Annotated in this window: 18 protein-coding genes and 1 pseudogene; 12 read left to right on the forward strand and 7 right to left on the reverse strand. The window is 64.3% G+C overall.

Going from position 1 to position 19,631, the window contains the following annotated elements; genetic code table 11:
* Window positions 1-9 precede the first annotated feature (9 nt).
* The gene (gene corA / locus F0A17_RS05295) at window positions 10-1,095 is read right to left on the reverse strand and encodes a magnesium/cobalt transporter CorA (protein WP_149327306.1); all 1,086 of its coding nucleotides are present in this window, start codon (window positions 1,093-1,095) and stop codon (window positions 10-12) included.
* A 179-nt stretch (window positions 1,096-1,274) separates the two neighbouring features.
* On the opposite strand from corA, the gene F0A17_RS05300 reads away from it, so the two are divergent.
* The 3 genes and pseudogenes from F0A17_RS05300 to F0A17_RS20735 form a co-directional block, all read left to right on the forward strand.
* The gene (locus F0A17_RS05300; protein WP_149327307.1) at window positions 1,275-2,714 is read left to right on the forward strand and encodes a sodium/glutamate symporter; all 1,440 of its coding nucleotides are present in this window, start codon (window positions 1,275-1,277) and stop codon (window positions 2,712-2,714) included.
* A 46-nt stretch (window positions 2,715-2,760) separates the two neighbouring features.
* Window positions 2,761-2,892, forward strand: coding sequence for a hypothetical protein (locus tag F0A17_RS20880; RefSeq protein WP_267285430.1), 132 nt, complete (start codon window positions 2,761-2,763; stop codon window positions 2,890-2,892).
* A gap of 140 nt (window positions 2,893-3,032) precedes the next feature.
* Window positions 3,033-3,122, forward strand: a pseudogene (locus F0A17_RS20735) (helix-turn-helix domain-containing protein); the annotation flags it as partial.
* Between the two features lie 37 nt (window positions 3,123-3,159).
* Here the strand turns inward: F0A17_RS20735 and F0A17_RS20740 are convergent.
* Complete coding sequence (locus F0A17_RS20740; protein WP_149327308.1) at window positions 3,160-3,957, reverse strand: amidohydrolase family protein; 798 nt, start codon at window positions 3,955-3,957, stop codon at window positions 3,160-3,162.
* A gap of 165 nt (window positions 3,958-4,122) precedes the next feature.
* Between F0A17_RS20740 and F0A17_RS05320 the strand changes: the two genes are divergently transcribed.
* From F0A17_RS05320 to F0A17_RS05345, 6 genes are read left to right on the forward strand one after another with little or no spacing between them, the layout of a single operon-like run.
* Window positions 4,123-4,881 carry a GntR family transcriptional regulator gene (locus F0A17_RS05320; protein ID WP_149327309.1) on the forward strand — a complete coding sequence of 253 codons (759 nt, stop codon included), beginning with the start codon at window positions 4,123-4,125 and terminating at the stop codon, window positions 4,879-4,881.
* Window positions 4,882-4,937: 56 nt separating this feature from the next.
* Window positions 4,938-5,900 (forward strand): Bug family tripartite tricarboxylate transporter substrate binding protein, encoded by a 963-nt coding sequence (locus F0A17_RS05325; protein WP_149327310.1) that lies wholly within the window; start codon window positions 4,938-4,940, stop codon window positions 5,898-5,900.
* 23 nt (window positions 5,901-5,923) lie between these two features.
* Window positions 5,924-6,403, forward strand: a complete 480-nt coding sequence (locus tag F0A17_RS05330; protein ID WP_228716816.1) for a tripartite tricarboxylate transporter TctB family protein — start codon at window positions 5,924-5,926, stop codon at window positions 6,401-6,403.
* A 14-nt stretch (window positions 6,404-6,417) separates the two neighbouring features.
* Complete coding sequence (locus tag F0A17_RS05335) at window positions 6,418-7,929, forward strand: tripartite tricarboxylate transporter permease (protein ID WP_149327312.1); 1,512 nt, start codon at window positions 6,418-6,420, stop codon at window positions 7,927-7,929.
* 51 nt (window positions 7,930-7,980) lie between these two features.
* A complete protein-coding gene (locus F0A17_RS05340; RefSeq protein ID WP_149327313.1) occupies window positions 7,981-8,664 on the forward strand; it encodes a response regulator transcription factor in 684 nt (227 codons plus the stop codon).
* Between the two features lies 1 nt (window position 8,665).
* Entirely contained in the window at window positions 8,666-10,069 is a 1,404-nt protein-coding gene (locus F0A17_RS05345) for a sensor histidine kinase (RefSeq protein WP_149327314.1), read from the forward strand.
* On the opposite strand, the gene F0A17_RS05350 is transcribed toward F0A17_RS05345, so the two are convergent.
* The 5 genes from F0A17_RS05350 to F0A17_RS05370 form a co-directional block, all read right to left on the reverse strand.
* A complete protein-coding gene (locus F0A17_RS05350; RefSeq protein WP_149327315.1) occupies window positions 10,038-11,045 on the reverse strand; it encodes an AbrB family transcriptional regulator in 1,008 nt (335 codons plus the stop codon). The two genes, F0A17_RS05345 and F0A17_RS05350, sit on opposite strands and share 32 nt — an antisense overlap.
* 3 nt (window positions 11,046-11,048) lie before the next feature.
* Entirely contained in the window at window positions 11,049-12,557 is a 1,509-nt protein-coding gene (locus tag F0A17_RS05355) for a tripartite tricarboxylate transporter permease (protein ID WP_149327316.1), read from the reverse strand.
* Between the two features lie 11 nt (window positions 12,558-12,568).
* A complete protein-coding gene (locus F0A17_RS05360) occupies window positions 12,569-13,024 on the reverse strand; it encodes a tripartite tricarboxylate transporter TctB family protein (RefSeq protein ID WP_149327317.1) in 456 nt (151 codons plus the stop codon).
* A 60-nt stretch (window positions 13,025-13,084) separates the two neighbouring features.
* Window positions 13,085-14,053, reverse strand: a complete 969-nt coding sequence (locus tag F0A17_RS05365; protein WP_228716817.1) for a Bug family tripartite tricarboxylate transporter substrate binding protein — start codon at window positions 14,051-14,053, stop codon at window positions 13,085-13,087.
* Window positions 14,054-14,348: 295 nt separating this feature from the next.
* The gene (locus F0A17_RS05370; protein WP_149327319.1) at window positions 14,349-15,302 is read right to left on the reverse strand and encodes a LysR family transcriptional regulator; all 954 of its coding nucleotides are present in this window, start codon (window positions 15,300-15,302) and stop codon (window positions 14,349-14,351) included.
* Window positions 15,303-15,431: 129 nt separating this feature from the next.
* On the opposite strand from F0A17_RS05370, the gene F0A17_RS05375 reads away from it, so the two are divergent.
* The 3 genes from F0A17_RS05375 (at window position 15,432) to F0A17_RS05385 (ending at window position 19,625) form a co-directional block, all read left to right on the forward strand.
* Window positions 15,432-16,373: a sodium-dependent bicarbonate transport family permease gene (locus tag F0A17_RS05375; protein WP_149327320.1), complete on the forward strand. Its 942-nt coding sequence runs from the start codon at window positions 15,432-15,434 to the stop codon at window positions 16,371-16,373.
* 308 nt (window positions 16,374-16,681) lie between these two features.
* Entirely contained in the window at window positions 16,682-17,851 is a 1,170-nt protein-coding gene (locus tag F0A17_RS05380; RefSeq protein WP_149327321.1) for an isovaleryl-CoA dehydrogenase, read from the forward strand.
* A 166-nt stretch (window positions 17,852-18,017) separates the two neighbouring features.
* Entirely contained in the window at window positions 18,018-19,625 is a 1,608-nt protein-coding gene (locus tag F0A17_RS05385; protein WP_149327322.1) for a carboxyl transferase domain-containing protein, read from the forward strand.
* The last annotated feature ends 6 nt before the right edge of the window (window positions 19,626-19,631 follow it).

Consider the following 19,631-nt stretch of genomic DNA (forward strand, 5'->3'; position numbering starts at 1 on the left):
CAGGCACGCTCAGAACCACTTCATGCGGCGGAACATCCAGATCATGCCCAGGGCCGCCAGGATCATCACGCCCCACACCATGGGGTAGCCCCAGTACCAGTTGAGCTCCGGCATGGCGAAGGGGCTGGTGGGATGGGAGAAATTCATGCCGTACACACCGGCGATGAAGGTCAGCGGCATGAAGAGGGTGGCGATGATGGTCAATGTGCGCATGCTGGCATTCAGCCGGTGGCTCATGCTGGAGAGATAGACGTCCAGCAGGCTCGCCGTCATTTCGCGGTAACTTTCCACCAAGTCCATGATTTGCACGGCATGGTCGTAGACGTCACGCATCCACATGCGCGTATCGGGCGTGAACAAGTCGGCATGGTCGCGCAGCAACTGATTGAGCACTTCGCGGGTGGGCCATAGGTAGCGGCGCAGCATGATCAATTCGCGCTTCAGCCCGTGCAGACGCTCCAGCGTGGTGCCCGTGGGACAGTCGAGAATCTCCGTTTCGACCTCCTCGAGGCGCTCGCCCACGCTGTCGAGTACTGGGAAGGCATGATCGACGGCGGTGTCGAGCAACCCGTACAACAGGTCGTCGGGTTCGCCCAGGGCGCGGCCGCCGCGCTCCTGGAGCCGCCGCCGCACTTCGGGAAAGGGGTCCATGCCCTCCGCCATGACGCTGACCACGGTATTGAGCCCCATGAACAGCGTCAATTGATAGAGCTTGAGCCCTTCCGTCTCGTCGATGTCGGGGATGCCCATGATCACGACCAACGAAGCATCGAAGCGCTCCACCTTGGGCCGCTGGCCGCCGTTGAGGATATCTTCCTGGGCCAGCGGATGCAGGCCGACCCGCTCGCCGAGCAGCTCCAGCTCCCCAGGCGTGGGCATGCCCTGCACGTGCAGCCAGTACAGTGGCCCATCGGCCGAATCGTGCGGAATCGCCTCGGCAACGATGTCGTCCATCTTCCCCCAGCGTCCGCCGTCGCGACGGGCCAGGCAGTAAGTCGCCGGACCGTGCAGAGCCACTTGCTCGAGAGAGACTTCGCGCAAGGTGCCCGGTGCGGTGCCAGCCGGGTGGTAGTGCTTCTGGAACAGTCGGGTCATGTGAAGATCCTTGGCAACCGGACCAAGCCTAATACTGGCATGTAAGCATCTCAACGCGAAGCCGGGCACGCCATGCGGCATCGGGCTCTTCTCACGCCGGATCGAGCCCGGCGAGGTTTCGACTACCCTGACAGGTGAATCGAGCCATATCAGAGCGCAATCCAGGGAAGGAGGCGATCATGACCCTCACCGTCGGCGAACTGTTTGTCGCACTCATGCTCTTATCACTCGCACTGCTGGCCAGCAATGCCATTCTGTCCCGCTCGGCCTGGCTCAGGCGATGGTTTCTTCCCAGTTCGGTCATTGGCGGGTTGATACTGCTGTTGCTCGGCCCCGAGGCCCTGGGCCAGCTCACCACTCTACCTTACGACGACCCGGCGGGCCTGTTCCCCGCCTTCGCCTATGACAGTTGGGCCGCCCTGCCCGGCCTGCTGATCAATGTCGTCTTCGCCGCCCTGTTCATCGGGCGCCCGATTCCCGGCCTGCGTACCATCTGGTTTCGCGCCGGCCCGCAGGTCGTCGTTGGCCAAACCATGGCTTGGGGCCAGTACGTCGTGGGCTTGTCCCTGGCGCTTCTCGTGCTCGCGCCGCTGTTCGGCATGAACCCCATGGCCGGCGCCCTGATCGAGATCGGCTTCGAAGGCGGCCATGGCACGGCGGCGGGTATGGCCGGCACCTTTGCCGATCTCGGCTTCGAGGAAGGCGCCGACCTGGCCCTGGGCCTGGCCACGGTGGGCATCGTCTCGGGCGTGTTGATCGGCACCCTGATGATCAATATCGCCGCTCGTCGCGGCGTGATCGGACCCGAGCAGGTACGCGAGCCCCAATCATTGGAAGAAGAACAGGAGAGCGAGAAGCCTTCGACCCAGGATTACGCCGAGTTCAAGAAGGACCTGGCCCAGGAGGAGGAGACGGCCGATCCCTTGAGCCTGCACATCGGCCTGGTGGGGATCGCGATCGGCATCGGTTGGCTGATCCTGAACGCCCTGCAGTGGATTGAGCGGCAGACTTGGGCCAGCGACGGCGGGATCGAGATTCTCGCTCATGTGCCCTTGTTTCCCATTGCCATGATCGGTGGCGTGATCGTGCAACTCTGTGTCACCCGCTTCGGCCTCGAGCCACACGTTTCCAGCCGCACCATGGCCCGCATCGCCGGTACCGCCCTCGATTTCACTATCGTTGCCGCCCTGGCCACGCTGTCGCTCACCGCGCTCGGCGCCTACTTCCTGCCTTTCCTGCTGCTATCGCTGGCGGGCATCGGCTGGTGCCTGTTCGTGCTGATCGTGATCGCACCACGGGTGATTCCCGAGAACTGGTTCGAGCGCGGCATCGGCGACTTCGGCCAATCGATGGGCGTCACCGTCACCGGTCTGCTATTGATGCGCATGGCCGACCCCAAGAACCGCTCCGGCGCTTTCGAGAGTTTCGGCTACAAGCAGTTGATGTTCGAGCCGGTGGTCGGCGGCGGTTTGTTCACCGCCGCCTCGCTCCCGCTGATCGCCCAGTTCGGTGCACCCGCGATATTGGGTTTGACCCTGGTGCTCACCGTGGCCTGGCTGGCCTTCGGGCTGCTCTATTTCGGCCGCTTGGTGCCGGATCGCGGGCGCGGCAGGTGGTGACGGCAGCATGGGCGTAACGTGACAGCTGTCACCCCGGTGTATCGCCATGGTCTTCTTCACCATCGGCCCCTTCGGTCCCTTCGACGACGAATGGAGGACCCAGAATCTCGACGTGCATGCCGAAGCCACTATCCCTGCCACCCAGCTCGTTCGCTGCGGCACCGGTACCAATCTGTAGATTTTTGAGTACACTGCCCTAGATCAGCGTACCCAGCAGCCCCGAAACAGGTGCATGGTCAGTTGGCCCACCCCGGCGCCAGCCAGGGGCTGACCCTGTTCACCGCCACCGGTTCATCGGCGTGACCGCTCCAGCAGGACCTGCTCTACCGCGCCCTGCGCCGACACCAATGGAACGTCTGCGCCGTGGCCCGGGAGCTGGGACTGTCGCGCCCGACCATCTACCGCCGCATGAAGCGGCTGGGCATCGTGCCGCCGAACCAGGCCTTCAATCGAGACGAAACAGCTCCCGCGGGGAGCGGTCCAGGATCACGTGCCGATCGTCATCATCGCAGACCCAGTCGGCCATCCAGTCGAAGGTGTCGCGATAGCTGTGCTTGTCTTCATGGCGGGTCCAGGGCCAGTCGCTGCCCCACACCAGCCGCTCGCGCCCCAGCTTGTCCAGCAGCTCGCGAACATGAGGTAGCAGGTCGCGCACGGGGGAACGATAAGGTGCCGACAACTTGACCCAGGTGCGACCGTATCGACCGGCTTCCAGCAGCAGACGGAAACCGGTATCAACGGCGGGATCGGCCTCGACGGGCAGCCCGATGTGATCGATCACCAGCCTGACACCATGCTCGTGCAGCGCTGGGAATAGCTCTGGCAGGCGATCCCCCTCGAGATGCAGCTCCAAGTGCCAGTTCAGCACCTTCAGCCGGTCCAGGAAATCGATCCATTGCGGATCATTGAGGTCGGGAAGTTCGCGGCGCCGTTCGATGAGATTCCATCGCACGCCGACGATGCCGGCCGCATCGAGCTGGCGCATCTCGGTCAGGCTGGCCTCCTTGGGAAGCTGAACCACTCCCCGGTAGTTCTCACCCAGCTCGCTGAGGATCCTCAGCAGCTCACGATTGTCGTGGCCGAGAAAGCTTGGCTGAACCAGCACGCCACCGCGAAGCTCGCATGCCTCCAGATGCGCCTGCCACTCATGCCGGGGCGCCGGTCGTGACGGACGATAGTTGGAACCCTTGGTCTCATCCACTTGCGGATAGACGTGGGCGTGACAGTCGTATCCTTGCTTCACTCTGGTTTCCTCACCCTGGCTTCCTCATCCGTCAGGCCCTGACCGCTAACACGCATGGCCATCCTGACTAGACTTAAGTCTAGTTCTCTAGAGAACTAGTTGACTAGAAGTATACACTCGTCTTTAGTGACGACAACAAGGCAGCGAATCCAGGAGACCGAACCCATGTGTGCATTGCGCATGCCCCAAGCCGACGGGCGCCTTCCCCTCTATGCCCGGCTGCGCGACCAGTTGGCGTCGCGGATCGCCAATGGGGAGTGGTCGCCGGGCGACACGATCCCCTCGGAGAACCGCCTGGCCGAGGAGTATGGCGTGGCGCTGGCCACCATGCGCATGGCGCTGAAGCAGCTCGTGGACGAAGGCCTGCTGGAGCGTCGCCGCGGCACCGGCACCTTCGTCAAGCAGCCGGCTTTCCGCGCTGACCTGTTTCGCTTCTTCCATGTTCACGACGCCGACGACCCCGACGGCTCCGTGATTCCCGAGAGCCGCATCCTCAGTCGCCATGAGATCGAGACGCCCGACGAGGTCCGGCTGGCCTTCGGCGAGTCGGACGCGACACGCTGCCTCAAGCTCGAGCGCATTCGCCTGTGGTCCGGCGAACCGATGCTGTTCGAGGAGGTTTACCTGCGCCTGCCCGATTTCGAAGGGCTGCTGGCGCTCGATCCCAAGGACATGGGACCGCTGCTCTACCCCGTTTTCCTTCAGGAGTTCGGGATCCTGATCACGTCGGCGACGGATGAGCTTTCATTCGGCTCCGCCACCCAGGCAAGCGCCAGGCACCTGGAACTGCCAGCCAATTCGCCGGTTGCCGTCATCGAGCGCATCGCGCGCAACCCTGTGGGCCGCGTCATCGAATACCGCCGCGTGCATGGCCGTCCCGAACGCTTCCGCTATCGCGTCACTCTCGGCGAGCAACACGCCTGAAGCGGGCCTCGACACCCGCCCCCATGGCCTCACGATTCCAACGACAGGTACGACAAATGAAAACCACGCTGCTCCTCACCACCGCCACCGTGTCAGCCCTTGCCTTCACCCCGGCCATGGCCAGCGACTATCCCAGCCGCCCCATCGAGGTCATCGTGCCGGCACCGGCGGGTGGCGGCACCGACAACGTGGCACGCATGCTCAACCAGTATCTCGAGGCGGAACTGGGCCAGCCCGTTGCCGTGCTCAACGTGGCGGGTGGTGGCGGCGCCATCGGCGTCAACCAGTTCTCCCGGGCGCGCCCCGATGGTTATACCCTGCTTTCCACCTGGAACAGCCCCATCACCACGGTGCCGCACATGCAGCGCGTGCAGTACTCCTACGAGACGTTGACTCCCATCACCAGCACCTCGCAGAGCGCCTATACCCTCTGTGTCGCGCCTGATTTCCCGGCCGAGAGCGGCGAGGAGTTCCTTGCCGAGCTGCAAGCCAACCCCGGCAAGTACACCTATGGCAACGATGGCGTCGGCGGCACCATGCGCCTGGCGGCGGAGCGGATCTTCGAAGCCTACGACATCACCGCCCGCCCGATTCCCTTCGGCGGTGCCGGCGAGACCCTGCAGAACTTCCTCGGCGGTCACGTCGACATCTACGGCGGCTCCATCACGCCGGTGCTGCCCTATGTCGAGGATGGCCAGGCCAAGTGCCTGCTGGTGACCTCCGCCGATGACAACGAGGCCCTGCCGCAGGCATCCGGCCTCGCCGCCCTGGGTCACCCCGATCTGGAAACTGTGCTCTGGCGCATGATGCTGGGCCCCGAAGGCATGGAGGAAGCGCGTGCGGAAGCGGTCGCCGATGCCGTGGCCCGCGCCGTGGAGCATCCGGAGTTCCAGGAATTCCTCGCCGCCCAGGGCGAAACCCTCAACCTGGTACGTGGCGAAGCACTGCGCAAGCGCCTGGAACAGGAAACCCTGGCCATCGGCGAGACCCTGGAAAGCCTCGGCCTCAAGCAACAGTGACCCACAAAGGCATCGATAAGACCATGAACTACAGGGATATCTTCTCTGGCATTGTCTTCCTCATCATTGGCGTCACCACCGTCTGGATGGGGAAGGACTTTTTTGCCGATGCCGCCTACGTTCCCATCGGGGTCGGCACCCTGATGGGCGCGTTCTCCCTGCCCTTGATCTGGCGAGGCATAAAGAGCGTGCTGGCCGCACACGCAACGACCGACTCCGCCGCAGGTCGCAACACGACGACTCACCCTGCTCCCGCCCTGGCCGATCATCCGGCGCGCTTCACCACGACCCTGGGCTGCTGTCTGGTGTACTACGCGGCCCTGCCAATCGTCGGCTTTTATACCACAAGCGCCCTGTTCATCACGCTGTTGGCGGTGCTGCTGGGAGAGCGTCGACCCGCCGTGGTAGTGGGCATCACCCTGGGCTTCATCACGCTGCTGTACGCCCTGTTCGCCGTGGTGCTCAAGCGTCCCTTGCCCGTCGAGTTCTTCCTCGCCTCCTAGATAGGGTCCAGCTCATGTTCGAATCGCTCCTGAATGCGCTCCCGGTGGCCCTGCAGTTCGGCTCGCTGATCAGCTTGTTCGTCGGCACGCTGATCGGCATCCTGATCGGTGCGCTGCCCGGCTTGAACCCGGTCATGGCCATTGCCCTGATGCTGCCGCTGACCTACGGCTTCGACCCCATCATTGCCCTGGGGCTGGTGGCCGGGATCTACAACGGCTCCATGTACGGCGGCGCCATTCCCGCCATCCTGCTCAACATCCCCGGCACGCCCGCCGCCATCGCCACCACCTTCGATGGCTACCCGATGACGCGCAAGGGCGAGGGCGGGCTGGCCCTGAAGACGGCCTGCTGGTCATCCGCCATCGGCGGTATCGTCAGCGCCCTGGCCCTGATGACGCTGGCCCCCATGTTGGCCAAGGTGACCCTAGCCTTCGGCCCCGCGGAGTACTTCTGGGTGGCCGTGTTCGGCCTCGTCAGCATCGCCGTGCTGGTCGGCAAGGATGTCAGCAAGGGCATGCTCAGCGCTCTCCTCGGCGTCATCATCGGCCTGGTGGGCGTCGATGCCATCAGCGGAGAAGAACGCTTCACCTTCAATACGCTCTATCTGGTGGGCGGCTTCGAGCTGCTCATCGTATTGATCGGGCTGTATGCCGTGCCGCCCGTGCTCGAGATGGCGGAAAGGCGCAACGAATCCTACTTCAACAGCGACAGTTTTCGAGCCAAGCCGAGTGGCGGCAGCCTGGGCCTGCTGCGCCGACATTGGCGCACCTGGAGCCGCTCTTCGCTGATCGGTGTGGCCGTGGGTATTCTGCCTGGCGCCGGCGGCAACCTGGCCGCCCTGCTCAGCTACAACGAGGCCAAGCGCAAGGCGCCGGATCCCGAGACCTTCGGCAGCGGCAATCCGGTCGGTATCGCCGCGGCGGAGTCCGGCAACAGCGCCGACAACGCAGCGGCCATGATCCCCTCGCTGACGCTTGGCATACCCGGCAACCTGATCGCGGCGCTGGTATTGGGCGCACTGATGATCCATGGCCTGCAGCCCGGCCCACAGCTGTTCACCCGCTCCCCCGACGTGGTGTTCGGCTTCATGTGGCAGATGCTGCTGACGGCCATGCTGCTGCTGTTGCTCGGCGGCATGGTGGCGACTCGCCTGTTCGCCCAGGTGCTGCGCATGCCCTCCGCGCTGCTGGTTCCCACCACATTGGTGCTGATGGCAGTGGGCGTGTACACCGTGAACGGCAATGTCACCGATCTTTATGTGATGCTGGCCTTCGGGCTGGCCGGTTACCTGCTCAACCGGCTCGGTTTCCCGCTGGCGCCCGTGGTGCTGGGGGTGCTGCTGGGCCCCATGGCGGAGCAGAACTTCCGCCTGACCATGCTGATTGCCCAGAACGACTGGACGGTGCTGTTCACCCGCCCCATCTCGCTGGGCATCATCGCCCTGCTGGCCGTGATACTGCTCTCCCAGGCCTGGAAAACGCTGCGCCAGCGGCCACGCCCGGCAGCGCACCCGGGGCGGCAGTAAGCATGCCGATTCGTTACCATTCATGCTTTTGAATTCGCATCGGGAACGCACGTGAAAGCCTTGGTCATCGAAGACAACCCCAACCTGGCCACCTCCATCGCCACCGTTCTCGGCGAGGCAGGCTTCCAGGTAGAGACCTGCGACGATGGCCAGGCCGCCGAGCAGTGGCTGCGCCATCTCTCCTTCGACCTGATCCTGCTCGACCTGGGGCTGCCCAACCTGGATGGTATTCACGTGCTGCGGCGCCTGCGTGCCCGCCAGGACAACACGCCAGTACTGATCATCTCGGCCCGCGACGACCTGGATCAGCGCGTGCTGGGCCTGGAGGAAGGCGCCGACGACTATCTCGGCAAGCCCTTTTCGCTGGTGGAAGTGGTCGCCAGAGCCAAGGCGCTGGTACGGCGGGCCAAGCAGTTCGGCGAGAAGAGCCTGCACTGCGGCGACGTCGAGCTGCCGCCCGACAGCCCAGCGGTGCTGGTCAACGGCGAACCGGTCACGCTGCACCGCCGAGAGCGCGAGGTGCTCGAATACCTGTTGATCAACCAGGGGCGACTGGTGAGCAAGGCGCAGCTCATCGACCGGCTCTCGGACCTGGACGACGCCATCACTCCCAGCGCCATCGAGACCTACATCTCACGCCTGCGCAAGAAACTGGGCGATAGCATCCAGCTGCGTACCGTGCGTGGGCTGGGCTATCTGCTCGACACCCAGCTGCTCGACACCAAGCCCCACTGATATGACCTCCATTCGCTCCCGCCTGCTGCTGTGGATCGGCCTGCCCTTCACCCTGGTCGGCCTGCTGACCCTGGTCACCAGCTACTACGTGCTCTCCCGTCAGATCACCGAAACCTTCGACGGCATGCTGCTCAACGCCGCCGAGCGCCTGGAGCGACGAATCTACTCGGTGGACGGCGAGCTGCGCATCAACATGCACTACTTCAGCATCAGCACGCTGGGCAGCCGCGGCGACGGCAAAATCTTCTATCGGATACGCGATGCCGAGGGCAACATGCTGGCGGGCTTCGATGGCCTGGATGACCCTCCCGGGTCGCTCGACGAGCCGCTGTTCTACGACACCCGCTACGCCGGCAATACACTACGTGCCGTCGCCACCACCTTCCCCGTGGTTCGTTCGACCCACAGCGACCAGATAGAGGTGATTGTGGCCGAGTCCACCGAAGCGCGGGAGAACCTGATCAACGAGTTCCTGCTGACGCTCACGATTCTGATTGCGCTGGGTGGCCTGCTCGCCGTGACCATCGCCCTGCTGGCCATTCATCGCGGCCTGGCACCGCTGCGCTCGATCAGCCGCTCGCTACGGCGCCGTTCGCAGAACGATCTCGAGCCGATCGAAGCCGAAGTGCCCAGGGAAGTCTCCACCCTGGTCGCCAGCATCAACGGCCTGATGCAGCGTATGCGCCAGAGCATCTACAACACCCAGCAGTTCAATGCCGACGTCTCGCACCAGCTGCGCACGCCACTATCGGAGATTCGCGCCCTGGCGGAGCTGGCCGTGCGCCAGCCCGACGCCCCCAGGGCCAGGCACAACCTGCACGAGATCGGCCGCATCGCCGAGAGCGCCGGCTACATGGTTCAGCAACTGCTCACCCTGGCCAAGGCACGCCATGAGCTGATGGACGCTTCCGCCATGACCGAAATCAATCTCGCCGAGACCTGCCGCGAGGCCTGCACCGAGGCGATCTCACGCATCTACCAGCGTGGCCAGGAACTGGAGTTCTGCGCAGCGGATGAGGACAGCCGAATCCTCGGCGACAGCGTGATGCTGCGCTGGCTGGTGCAGAACCTGATCGAGAACGCCAGCCAGCACGCCGGTGGCAGCCAACCCTATCGCGGCACTATCTACGTGGCCGTCTGCCACTGCCCTGACGGCATGCAGCTGCGGGTCAGCGACGACGGCATCGGCGTGAGGCCACAGCAACTTGACCGGATTACTGAACGCTTCTACCGTGCCAGCCCCGAGACACCGGGCAGCGGCCTGGGCCTGGCCATCGTCGACGAGATCGCCCGCGCCCATGGCGCCAGCCTGGCCTTCGACAGCCCCCCGGGGCAGGGGCTGACGGTGACGGTGACTTTTCCCCATACAAGGCCTAACGGGCCAACCGCCGACCCAGCGCGATAATGGTCGGCGTGGCAAGAATCAGCAGCAACAGGCGCAGCACGTGGTGCGTCACCACATAGATGGGATCGACGTCCAGCGCCACGGCGATTACCGCCATCTCCCCCACCCCGCCCGGCAGCAGCGCCAGCAGTGTGGCGATGAAGGTGTGCGGCGTGAAGGTCGACAGCAGCCAGGCGGCGGCCACCGCCATCAGTACGGCATAGAGCCCGAACAGCAGGCCGTAACGGCCAACCTGGACGATCCGCTGCCAGGGCGTACCGGCGAAGCGCGCCCCCACTGAGCTGCCCAGCACTAGAAAGGTGGCCACTAGCAGCACATCGGGAAGCGCCACGCCATGGCCCAGCGTCGCCAGCACCGCCCCCACGGCCATGGGTCCGAGGAATTCCGGTAGCGGAAAGCGCAGCAGCCTGCCCAGCCACCAGGAGGCCGGAGCCAGCACCAGCAGCGAGATATCCTGCCAGCCCACCCCATTACCCTCGCCGAGCGCAATGCCACCGGCCAGGTAGCTGGCCATGAAGGCCGCGGAGGCCACCACGATGACCAGGCGCATGGCATGGGTGATGGCGATCCAGCGGATGTCCACGCCTAGGCGCTCGGCCAGGATCACCGTGGCGTTCATGCTGCCTGGGAAGGAGCAGAACACGGCGCTCAGACGGCTCATGCCGCTGGCGGAGAACAGCCAGGCGCCTCCCGCCAGCATCACGGCCATGTAGGCGAGCATGGCCAGCACGCTGGGGTACCACTCCAGCAGATGCCACAGCTCGCCCAGCTCGATACGGTTGCCGATGAACAGCCCCAGCATGGCGATGGAACCGCGATGCAGCCGCTTGTCGATACTCGCCCGTACGCCGGCCAGCGAAGCGATCAGCACCGCGAAGAGCGGTCCCAGCATCCAGGCCATGGGCAGGGAAACCAGGGCGGCGATGCCGCCGCCCAGGGCTCCGATCAAAAGTGTCGAAACGGTACGCTGCACCATCGATCAGGCGCCGGCCGTGCGCTGGCGGCCCCTGAACCAGCCCACTAGGCGCTGGCCGAACAGCGAGATGATCAGCAACGCCAGGATGATCAAGGTCACCGGCCGCTCGAGCACGTAGGCCAGGTCGCCACCACTGATCTGGTAGGAGTGCAGCAGCGATTTCTCCGCCATCGCTCCCAGCAGCATGCCGATCACCGCGGCGGGCACCGAGTAGCCGTAGTGACGCAGCAGCCACCCTACCACCGCGAAGATCAGCACCGTGGCAGGGCCGGTCATGTTGCCGGTCAGGCCGAAGGAACCCATTACCGCCAGCACCAGCACCGAGGGGATCAGGTAGCGCATCGGTACCTTGACGATGTTGGCCAGCAGCGGAATGAACAGCAGGCCGATCACCATCAGCAGGAATACCTGGGCGAAGTTGGCGAAGATGATCGCGTAGACCACGTCGGTCTGCTGACGGATGAACTGCGGCCCGCCGGTGATGTTGTGCATGGCGAAGGCCGCCAGCATCACCGCGGTGGCGCCGCCGCCCGGAATGCCCAGCGCGAGCAGGGTCGCCATGGAGCCCGCCTCGGAGGTGCTGTTGGCCGACTCCGACGCCACCACCCCCTTGGGGTTGCCCTTGCCGAACGAGGAAGGGTCCTCGTCGCGACGCTGCGTTTCCACGTAGGAGAGCAGGTTCGAGACCGACGAGCCCACGCCCGGCACGGCGCCGACGAACACCCCGATCAGTCCGCCGCGAATCAGTACCCAGGGGTAGGCCACGGCCATCTTGAAACCCTGGAAGATCTCCCCGACCCGAACCTTGCGTGAGGCCTCGGATTCAACGATGTAACCCTTGTTGGCGAGCTTGAACAGCTCCGAGGCGGCGAACATGCCCATCATCGCGGGTATCACCGGCACCCCGTCGAGCAGATAGGTCTGGCCCATGGTGCCTCTGGCCATGCCCAGCTCGTTGAAGCCGATGGTGCCCACCAGCATGCCCACGAAACCGGCCATCAGCCCCTTGAGCATCTGCTCGCCCCTGAGGCTGGCGATCAGCGTCATGCCCCACAGGATGATGGCGAACATCTCCGCCGGCCCCAGCTTCAGCACCATGAAGGAGAGCGGCTGAATCATCACGAACAGGATCAGGTAGCCCATCAGCACACCGATCACCGACGAGGCCAGTGCCACGCCCAGCGCCTGGTTGTGCTTGCCCTGGCGTGCCATGGGGTAGCCGTCGAAGGCGGTGGCGATAGCGGAGGAGGTGCCGGGTATGTTCATCAGGATCGCCGGGATGCCGCTACCGAAGGACCCCCCGGTGAAGATCGCGGTGAGGAAGAGCATGGCCTGCACGAAGTCCATGTACAGCGTCATGGGCAGGAAGATCGCCATGGCCATGGAGATCTGCAGGCCCGGCGTGGCGCCGAAGATCAGGCCGATGACGATGCCGGGGACAACGACCATCCACGGCGCGAAACTCGAGAACAGCAGGGCCAACCCCTGCTCGACGGCGGCAAGATCGATCATGGTGTCGCTCCTCAGTCAGGCAGCACCAGCATGTGCATGGGATAGGGCAGCATCTCGGCGAAGAAGAACGCCACGCCGAAACCGAAGACCAGGCTATAGCCTCCCAGCAGCAGCCAGTTACGCTCCCCCTTGAGCAGCAGGAACAGCGCGACGAACACCACCGTGGCCACATCGAACCCCAGCGTCGCGAGCGAGATCACGTAAGCGGCGAAGAGCCCCACCACGGGCAACGTGCGGAAAAGTGGCTCCCCCTCCTCCCCCTGGCGCTGGAACAAGGTGCCGTCCTTCAGGCGCAGCACCACCTCCAGCAGCACGATGGCCAGAACCACGAAGGAGAGTGGCAGAATCAACAGCAGGTTCTGCACGGCCGACGACACCCGAATGGCATCCATCAGGTACCACAGGGTAAAGCCGGCCAGAGCCATGAGAACCAGCAGGTCCCCATAGTCGCGTTTGTTGGTGGTCATGAGACGACTCCAGGCGGCCCGAGGCATCTGCCCGAGGCCGCATCATTCATTCGGCAGGATTCAATTCAGCAGGTGGGCGTACTTCTCGAAGACCTCGAAGTTGGTGCGCATCATCTCATTGGAGCGCTCGGGTCCGACCCAGACACCACCGATGTCGTTGGAGGCGAGATGATCCTGGACATCCTTGCGCGCCAGGGTGTTCTGGATTGCCTCGGAGAGAACTTGGAATCGCTCCGGGTACTGTCGCTCCATTTCGCTGCTGACGGCAAAGCCGCGCATCGAGCCCTGCAGCACCGGCACCTCGAAACCCATCGGCTTGAGGGCCTCGTTGATGGTGGGTACATCCCACTGGTCGATTCGCTCGTCATTGACGATGGCCAATGGCGTCAGGAACTCGCGGATGCCCTCGCTGCCCTGAGCACTGATGGAGATGAAGTGCACCTGACCGCCAGCCACTGCGGAACGAGCCTCACCGCCGCTGTTGTAGGTCACTAGATTGAGGTTCTCCTGGGGGATGCCCGCCTCTTCGAGCAGCAGCCGCACCATGAGATGGCCCGCCGAACCCTGGACCACAGAGGCACGCACCTGGCCGGGGTTGTCGCGGATCTCCTCCAGTAGCGAAGGCAGATCCTCGAAGCCGCTGTCCTTGTTGGCGGCGATCAGGTCGAGATCGAACCACTGGAAGTTGATAAAGGAGAAGTCGTCGATGCCGTAGGACGCTCCGCCCGTCAGGATGGTATTGGTCAGGTACGGCGCGAAGGTAGAGGCATAAAGCGTGTAGCCATCGTCCGGCCGCGACAGGATGTAGTTGGAGGAAACCTGGGTACCCGCTCCCGGGCGGTTGGTCACACGTACGGGAGCCTCGAACTCCTCGGCCAGGAAGTTGGACATGGCACGCGTCATGCGATCCGCACTGCCGCCGGTTCCGAAGCCCACCACCAGATCGACGGGCCGATCCGGGAACTCGTCGGCCGCGACGGGGGCCGTCATCGTCAGCGAAGCCAGCAGGGCCGCGAGGGTACCGGTCATAAGCGCCTTCCGACCGGTCTGTGCAATTCGTTCAAACATGGCGTGAAATATCCTTCATTGTTGGTTTAGGGAACCGCTGATTTATGTCGCGAGCGATGAGAGGCTGGTCGCCGCCGGAGCGCAGAAACCGGAGTTGACTGACTGCTCAATGAGGATTTTGAGCACCGCCGGCGGCCAGGATATCGAGCACAGCAATAAATCAGTGTTTCCTTAGTTCGGGGCTCGCCCCGGCAGCACCAACTCTAGAGGGTCAACCTGTCACCAACCTTGCATGCTCCCTGCCTTCGACCATTGTCTAAATTGCCAGCCGCGCCAGCAGTCCCTCCAGCTCATTGGCCACGAAGTGTGGCTCGACGCACTCGTCGAGATGCCCCGAGGCGAAGCGCAGAAAGCCCAGCGCGGCATGGGGCAGGCGGCGGTCGCGACGCACGATGAACTGCCAGTGGCTCTCGATGGGAAGGTCGCGCACCGGCAGGATCACCAGATCGGGATGCTCGGGCGGCAGCACGTGCTCGGAGAGCACGGCCAGCCCCATGCCGGCCGCCACGCCCACGCGAATGGCTTCGTTACTCGCCATCTGCAGGGTTGGCCCCAGCGACAGGCCGTGCTCCTGCAACCAGCTCTCGAACAACATGCGCGTCGCCGAGCCGGGCTCGCGCAGCAGGAAGCGTTCCTCCAGCAGTTCGCTCATGGCCACCTGATTCCGTTCGGCGAAGCGATGGGTATGCGGTGCCACCACTACCAACGGATTGCGCAGGAAACGACCAGCCAGGGCATGCGCCAGTGAGGGCGGATGGCTGAACACATAGAGGTCGTCGTCCTGGCGTTCGAAACGCGTGAGCATCTGGCGGCGGTTGCCAATGTGCAGGGTCACGTCGATTTCCGGGAAGGCCTGGCTAAAAGGGCCCAGCAGCCGCGGCAGCACGTATTGGGCGGTATTGACCAGGGCAATGCTGAAGCGTCCCCGCTCGCCACCGCGCAAGGCGGCGAGATAGTCCTCAAAATCCTCGAAGCGGCTTAGTACCTCGCGGCTGGCGCGATAGAGCTCCCGCCCCGCCTCGGTGGTCGTCAGCCGCCCATGGCCACTATGCAGCAGCGGCTCGCCCACCGCCTCGGTCAAACGCCTGAGCTGCTGCGACACCGTCGGCTGAGTCAGGTGGAGCTGACGCGCCGCCTCGCTGACCGAGCCCGTGCGCACTACCGCGGTGAACACCTGAAGGAGCCGGAACGTCAGATGCCGAACGTTCACTTCGGTACCCCGTGCGGCAATCTATAGTGAATCATCTATACAACACCCACAAACAATTTATTGGAATCAATAGTACCCCCTCTGCACAATCCGCGACACCCCTGCCACCGCATTGCGAGAAAGTTATCCATGCCCGATATCGTGGTGATGTTTTTTCTGCTCGGTCTGCTCGCCGGATTAGTGAAGTCCGACCTGACCATTCCCAAGGCCGCCTACGACACCCTGAGCTTGTTGCTGATGCTGACTATCGGCCTCAAGGGCGGTATGGCGCTTTACGGCAACCTCGGCTGGTCGATCGTGCCGGAGTTGCTCGCCGTGGCGGCGCTCGGTGCGCTGATTCCCTTGGCGCTGATGCCGATCCTGCGGCGATGCGTGCATCTCTCGCCGGCAGACAGCGCCAGCCTCGCTGCCCACTACGGCTCGGTCAGCGCCGGCACCTTCGCCGTGGCGCTCGCCTTCGCCGAGGGGCGCGGCCTGGTCATCGGCGCCGAGGTCACGCTCTACCTGGTGATGATGGAACTGCCGGCGATCATGGTCGCCATTGCTCTGTATCGCCGCTACCGTGGCAGCGAAGCCGGTGAAGCCATGCAAGGGCTGTGGCACGAGACGCTGACCAACCGCGGCGTGATCCTGCTGGCCGGGGGGGTACTGATCGGCGCCATGTACGGCCCGGCGGAAGGTGCCAACGTCACCGATCTGCTGACCGGCGCCTTCCATGCGGTGCTGGCCCTTTTCCTGCTCGAAATGGGTCTGACCGCGGCGGACACCCTGCGCCCCGTTCCCTGGCGGCTCTGGCGACTGCTGACCTTCGCCCTGGTGGCGCCGCCAGCGCTGTCCCTGGTGGGGATGATAGTGGGACTGGCGCTGGGCCTGCCGGCCGGCTCGGTACTGATCCTCACGGCCCTTACCGCCAGCGCCTCCTACATCGCCGCACCGGCGGCCATGCGTACCGCCATTCCCGAGGCCAACATCGGGTTGGCCATGCTCGCCTCCCTCGGCTTCACCTTCCCGTTGAACGTGATCGTCGGCATCCCGCTCTATCACCAGGCCATTCAGTGGGCGGCCGGCTAGCTCGAGCAAGGCGCAGCGAGCCTTCGGCATCCGCCATGGCTCGCTGCATCTCAGCCTTTGGCTTATGACTGGCAACGCCTATCTCTGCGGCTCTTTCGCCCACCGTCTCACCGGCTATGTTGATAAGGACGATCCAACCTTTAGGCGCGCCCCTCTTCGACATTCGTAGAACGCTCCAAAGCTGCACTTTACGTTAACGTCAACCTCGCCTAGTCTAGTACCATTCATCTATTGCGCTGCGAGCTGCGCCTGCGCGGTCCGCATCATAGACAGCTGGTCTATCACTGACACTAGGGAGTTCCGCCGCCATGTTCACGTCCTACAAGCCCCTCGACTTCGGCCTCGATGACGAACTCAACATGCTGCGCGACCACGTGAACGCCTTCGCCCGCGACGAGATCGCCCCACGCGCCGCCGAGATCGATGAGAAGAACGAATTTCCCAACGACCTGTGGCGCAAGTTCGGCGACATGGGCCTGCTCGGCATCACCGTGCCGGACGAGGACGGCGGCAGCGGCATGGGCTACCTGGCGCACTGCATCGCCATGGAAGAGATCTCGCGGGCCAGCGCTTCGGTGGGCCTTTCCTACGGTGCCCACTCCAACCTGTGCGTGAACCAGCTCAAGATCAACGCCAGTGCCGAACAGAAGGCCAAGTACCTGCCCAAGCTGATCAGCGGCGAACATGTCGGCGCACTGGCGATGTCCGAGCCGGGCGCGGGCTCCGACGTAGTCTCGATGAAACTGCGCGCGCGCCGGGACGGTGACACGTACCTTCTCAACGGCAACAAGATGTGGATCACCAACGGCCCCGATGCCGACGTGCTGGTGGTCTACGCCAAGACCGATCCGGACGCCGGCTCCAAGGGCATCACGGCCTTCATCATCGAGAAAGGGATGCCCGGCTTCTCCACCGCCCAAAAGCTCGACAAGCTGGGTATGCGCGGCTCCAACACCTGCGAGCTGGTGTTCCAGGACTGCGAAGTGCCCGCCGAGAACGTGTTGGGTCAGGAAGGCAAGGGCGTACGCGTGCTGATGAGCGGCCTGGACTACGAGCGCACCGTGCTCGCCGCCGGCCCCATCGGCATCATGCAGGCCGCCATGGACGTGGTAGTGCCCTACATCCACGAGCGCAAGCAGTTCGACCAGTCCATCGGCGAGTTCCAGCTGGTGCAGGGCAAGATCGCCGACATGTACACCACGCTCAACGCCTGCCGCGCCTACCTCTACACCGTGGCCGCCGCCTGCGACCGCGGCCAGACCTCTCGCAAGGACGCCGCCGGTGTGATTCTCTACTGCGCCGAGAAGGCCACCCAGGTGGCCCTGGACGCCATCCAGCTGCTCGGCGGCAACGGCTACATCAACGAGTACCCCACCGGGCGCCTGCTGCGCGACGCCAAGCTGTACGAGATCGGCGCCGGCACCAGCGAGATCCGCCGGATGCTTATCGGCCGCGAAATTTTTACTGAATCGGCATAACCGAAGACGGAAGAGCGAAGAGGAAAGAGGGAAGAAAAGAAGTCGGAGCCACCAGGCGTTGCCGAGCGAAGAGGTTTTCTTATCTCTTCCTTCTTATCTCTTCCCTCTTGCCAAATTCCCAGCAAATCGCGTGCCGAGTCACGCGAGCCAGTTCAGGAACCGAAACATGTCCATCCTGACAACCCAAATCAATCCGCGCAGCAACGGCTTCCAGGCCAACGAGAAGGCCATGCGCCACGAGGTGATGAAGCTGCGCGAGCTGACCGCGGCGATCAGCCAGGGCGGCGGCGAGAAGGCCCGTGCCCGGCACGAATCGCGCGGCAAGCTGTTCGTGCGCGACCGCATCGACCACCTGATCGACGAAGGCTCGCCCTTCCTCGAATTCTCGGCGTTGGCCGCGCATGAGGTCTACGAGAGCGCCGTGCCCGCCGCCGGCGTGGTCACCGGCATCGGCCGTGTGAGTGGCGTGGAATGCGTGATCGTCGCCAACGACGCCACCGTCAAGGGCGGCACCTATTACCCGCTCACGGTGAAGAAGCACATCCGCGCCCAGGAGATCGCCCGCAAGCACCGCCTGCCGTGCCTCTACCTGGTCGACTCCGGCGGTGCCTTCCTACCCCGCCAGGACGAAGTGTTCCCCGACCGCGACCACTTCGGGCGCATCTTCTACAATCAGGCCACCCTCTCCGCCGAAGGCATCCCGCAGATCGCCGTGGTCATGGGTTCGTGCACCGCCGGCGGCGCCTACGTGCCGGCCATGGCCGACGAGTCGATCATCGTCAAGCAGCAGGGCACCATCTTCCTCGGCGGCCCGCCGCTGGTGAAGGCGGCTACCGGCGAGAGCATCAGCGCCGAGGACCTGGGCGGCGCCGACGTACATGCCAAGGTGAGCGGCGTGGCCGATCACTACGCCGAGAACGACGCCCACGCCCTGCAACTCGCCCGCGCCTGCGTGTCGCGGCTGAACTGGCAGAAGCGCGGCCAGCTCAAGAGGCAGGAGCCGAAGCCGCCCAAGCTCGATCCCAGCGAGATTTACGGCATCGTCGGCACCGACCTCAAGAAACCGTTCGACGTGCGCGAAGTGATCGGCCGCATCGTCGACGACTCCGACTTCGACGAGTTCAAGCGCTACTACGGCGACACCCTGGTCACCGGCTTCGCCCACATCCACGGCTACCCGGTGGGCATTGTCGCCAACAACGGCGTGCTGTTCTCCGAATCCGCAGTGAAGGGCGCCCACTTCATCGAACTGTGCGCCCAGCGCAAGATCCCGCTGGTGTTCCTGCAGAACATCACCGGCTTCATGGTCGGCTCCAGGTACGAGCACGAAGGCATTGCCAAGCACGGCGCCAAGCTCGTCACCGCCGTGGCCTGCGCCAAGGTACCCAAGTTCACCGTGCTGATCGGCGGCAGCTTCGGCGCCGGCAACTACGGCATGTGCGGCCGCGCCTATGAGCCCAACCTGCTGTTCATGTGGCCCAACGCGCGCATCTCGGTGATGGGCGGTGAACAGGCCGCCGGTGTGCTGGCCCAGGTCAAGCGCGAGCAGTACGAGCGTGAAGGCCGCGAGTGGAGCAAGGAAGAGGAAGAAGCCTTCAAGCAGCCCACCCGCGAGCAGTACGAGCACCAGGGGCACCCCTATTACGCCAGTGCGCGGCTATGGGACGACGGCGTGATCGACCCGGCCCAGACCCGCGACGTGCTGGGGCTGTCGCTTGCCGCCGCCATGAATGCCGAGGTCGAAGAGACCAAGTTCGGCGTGTTCCGGATGTGAGGTCGC

This window comes from Billgrantia pellis (assembly GCF_008297955.1).
Lineage (GTDB): Bacteria > Pseudomonadota > Gammaproteobacteria > Pseudomonadales > Halomonadaceae > Halomonas > Halomonas pellis.

What these genes read in the sequence shown, in the direction of transcription:
- corA (WP_149327306.1), bottom strand. Translation starts at nt 1,095, where the DNA reads ATGACCCGACTGTTCCAGAAGCACTACCACCCGGCTGGCACCGCACCG.
- F0A17_RS05300 (WP_149327307.1), top strand. Translation starts at nt 1,275, where the DNA reads ATGACCCTCACCGTCGGCGAACTGTTTGTCGCACTCATGCTCTTATCA.
- F0A17_RS20880 (WP_267285430.1), top strand. Translation starts at nt 2,761, where the DNA reads ATGGTCTTCTTCACCATCGGCCCCTTCGGTCCCTTCGACGACGAATGG.
- F0A17_RS05320 (WP_149327309.1), top strand. Translation starts at nt 4,123, where the DNA reads ATGTGTGCATTGCGCATGCCCCAAGCCGACGGGCGCCTTCCCCTCTAT.
- F0A17_RS05325 (WP_149327310.1), top strand. Translation starts at nt 4,938, where the DNA reads ATGAAAACCACGCTGCTCCTCACCACCGCCACCGTGTCAGCCCTTGCC.
- F0A17_RS05330 (WP_228716816.1), top strand. Translation starts at nt 5,924, where the DNA reads ATGAACTACAGGGATATCTTCTCTGGCATTGTCTTCCTCATCATTGGC.
- F0A17_RS05335 (WP_149327312.1), top strand. Translation starts at nt 6,418, where the DNA reads ATGTTCGAATCGCTCCTGAATGCGCTCCCGGTGGCCCTGCAGTTCGGC.
- F0A17_RS05345 (WP_149327314.1), top strand. Translation starts at nt 8,666, where the DNA reads ATGACCTCCATTCGCTCCCGCCTGCTGCTGTGGATCGGCCTGCCCTTC.
- F0A17_RS05350 (WP_149327315.1), bottom strand. Translation starts at nt 11,045, where the DNA reads ATGGTGCAGCGTACCGTTTCGACACTTTTGATCGGAGCCCTGGGCGGC.
- F0A17_RS05355 (WP_149327316.1), bottom strand. Translation starts at nt 12,557, where the DNA reads ATGATCGATCTTGCCGCCGTCGAGCAGGGGTTGGCCCTGCTGTTCTCG.
- F0A17_RS05360 (WP_149327317.1), bottom strand. Translation starts at nt 13,024, where the DNA reads ATGACCACCAACAAACGCGACTATGGGGACCTGCTGGTTCTCATGGCT.
- F0A17_RS05365 (WP_228716817.1), bottom strand. Translation starts at nt 14,053, where the DNA reads ATGACCGGTACCCTCGCGGCCCTGCTGGCTTCGCTGACGATGACGGCC.
- F0A17_RS05375 (WP_149327320.1), top strand. Translation starts at nt 15,432, where the DNA reads ATGCCCGATATCGTGGTGATGTTTTTTCTGCTCGGTCTGCTCGCCGGA.
- F0A17_RS05380 (WP_149327321.1), top strand. Translation starts at nt 16,682, where the DNA reads ATGTTCACGTCCTACAAGCCCCTCGACTTCGGCCTCGATGACGAACTC.
- F0A17_RS05385 (WP_149327322.1), top strand. Translation starts at nt 18,018, where the DNA reads ATGTCCATCCTGACAACCCAAATCAATCCGCGCAGCAACGGCTTCCAG.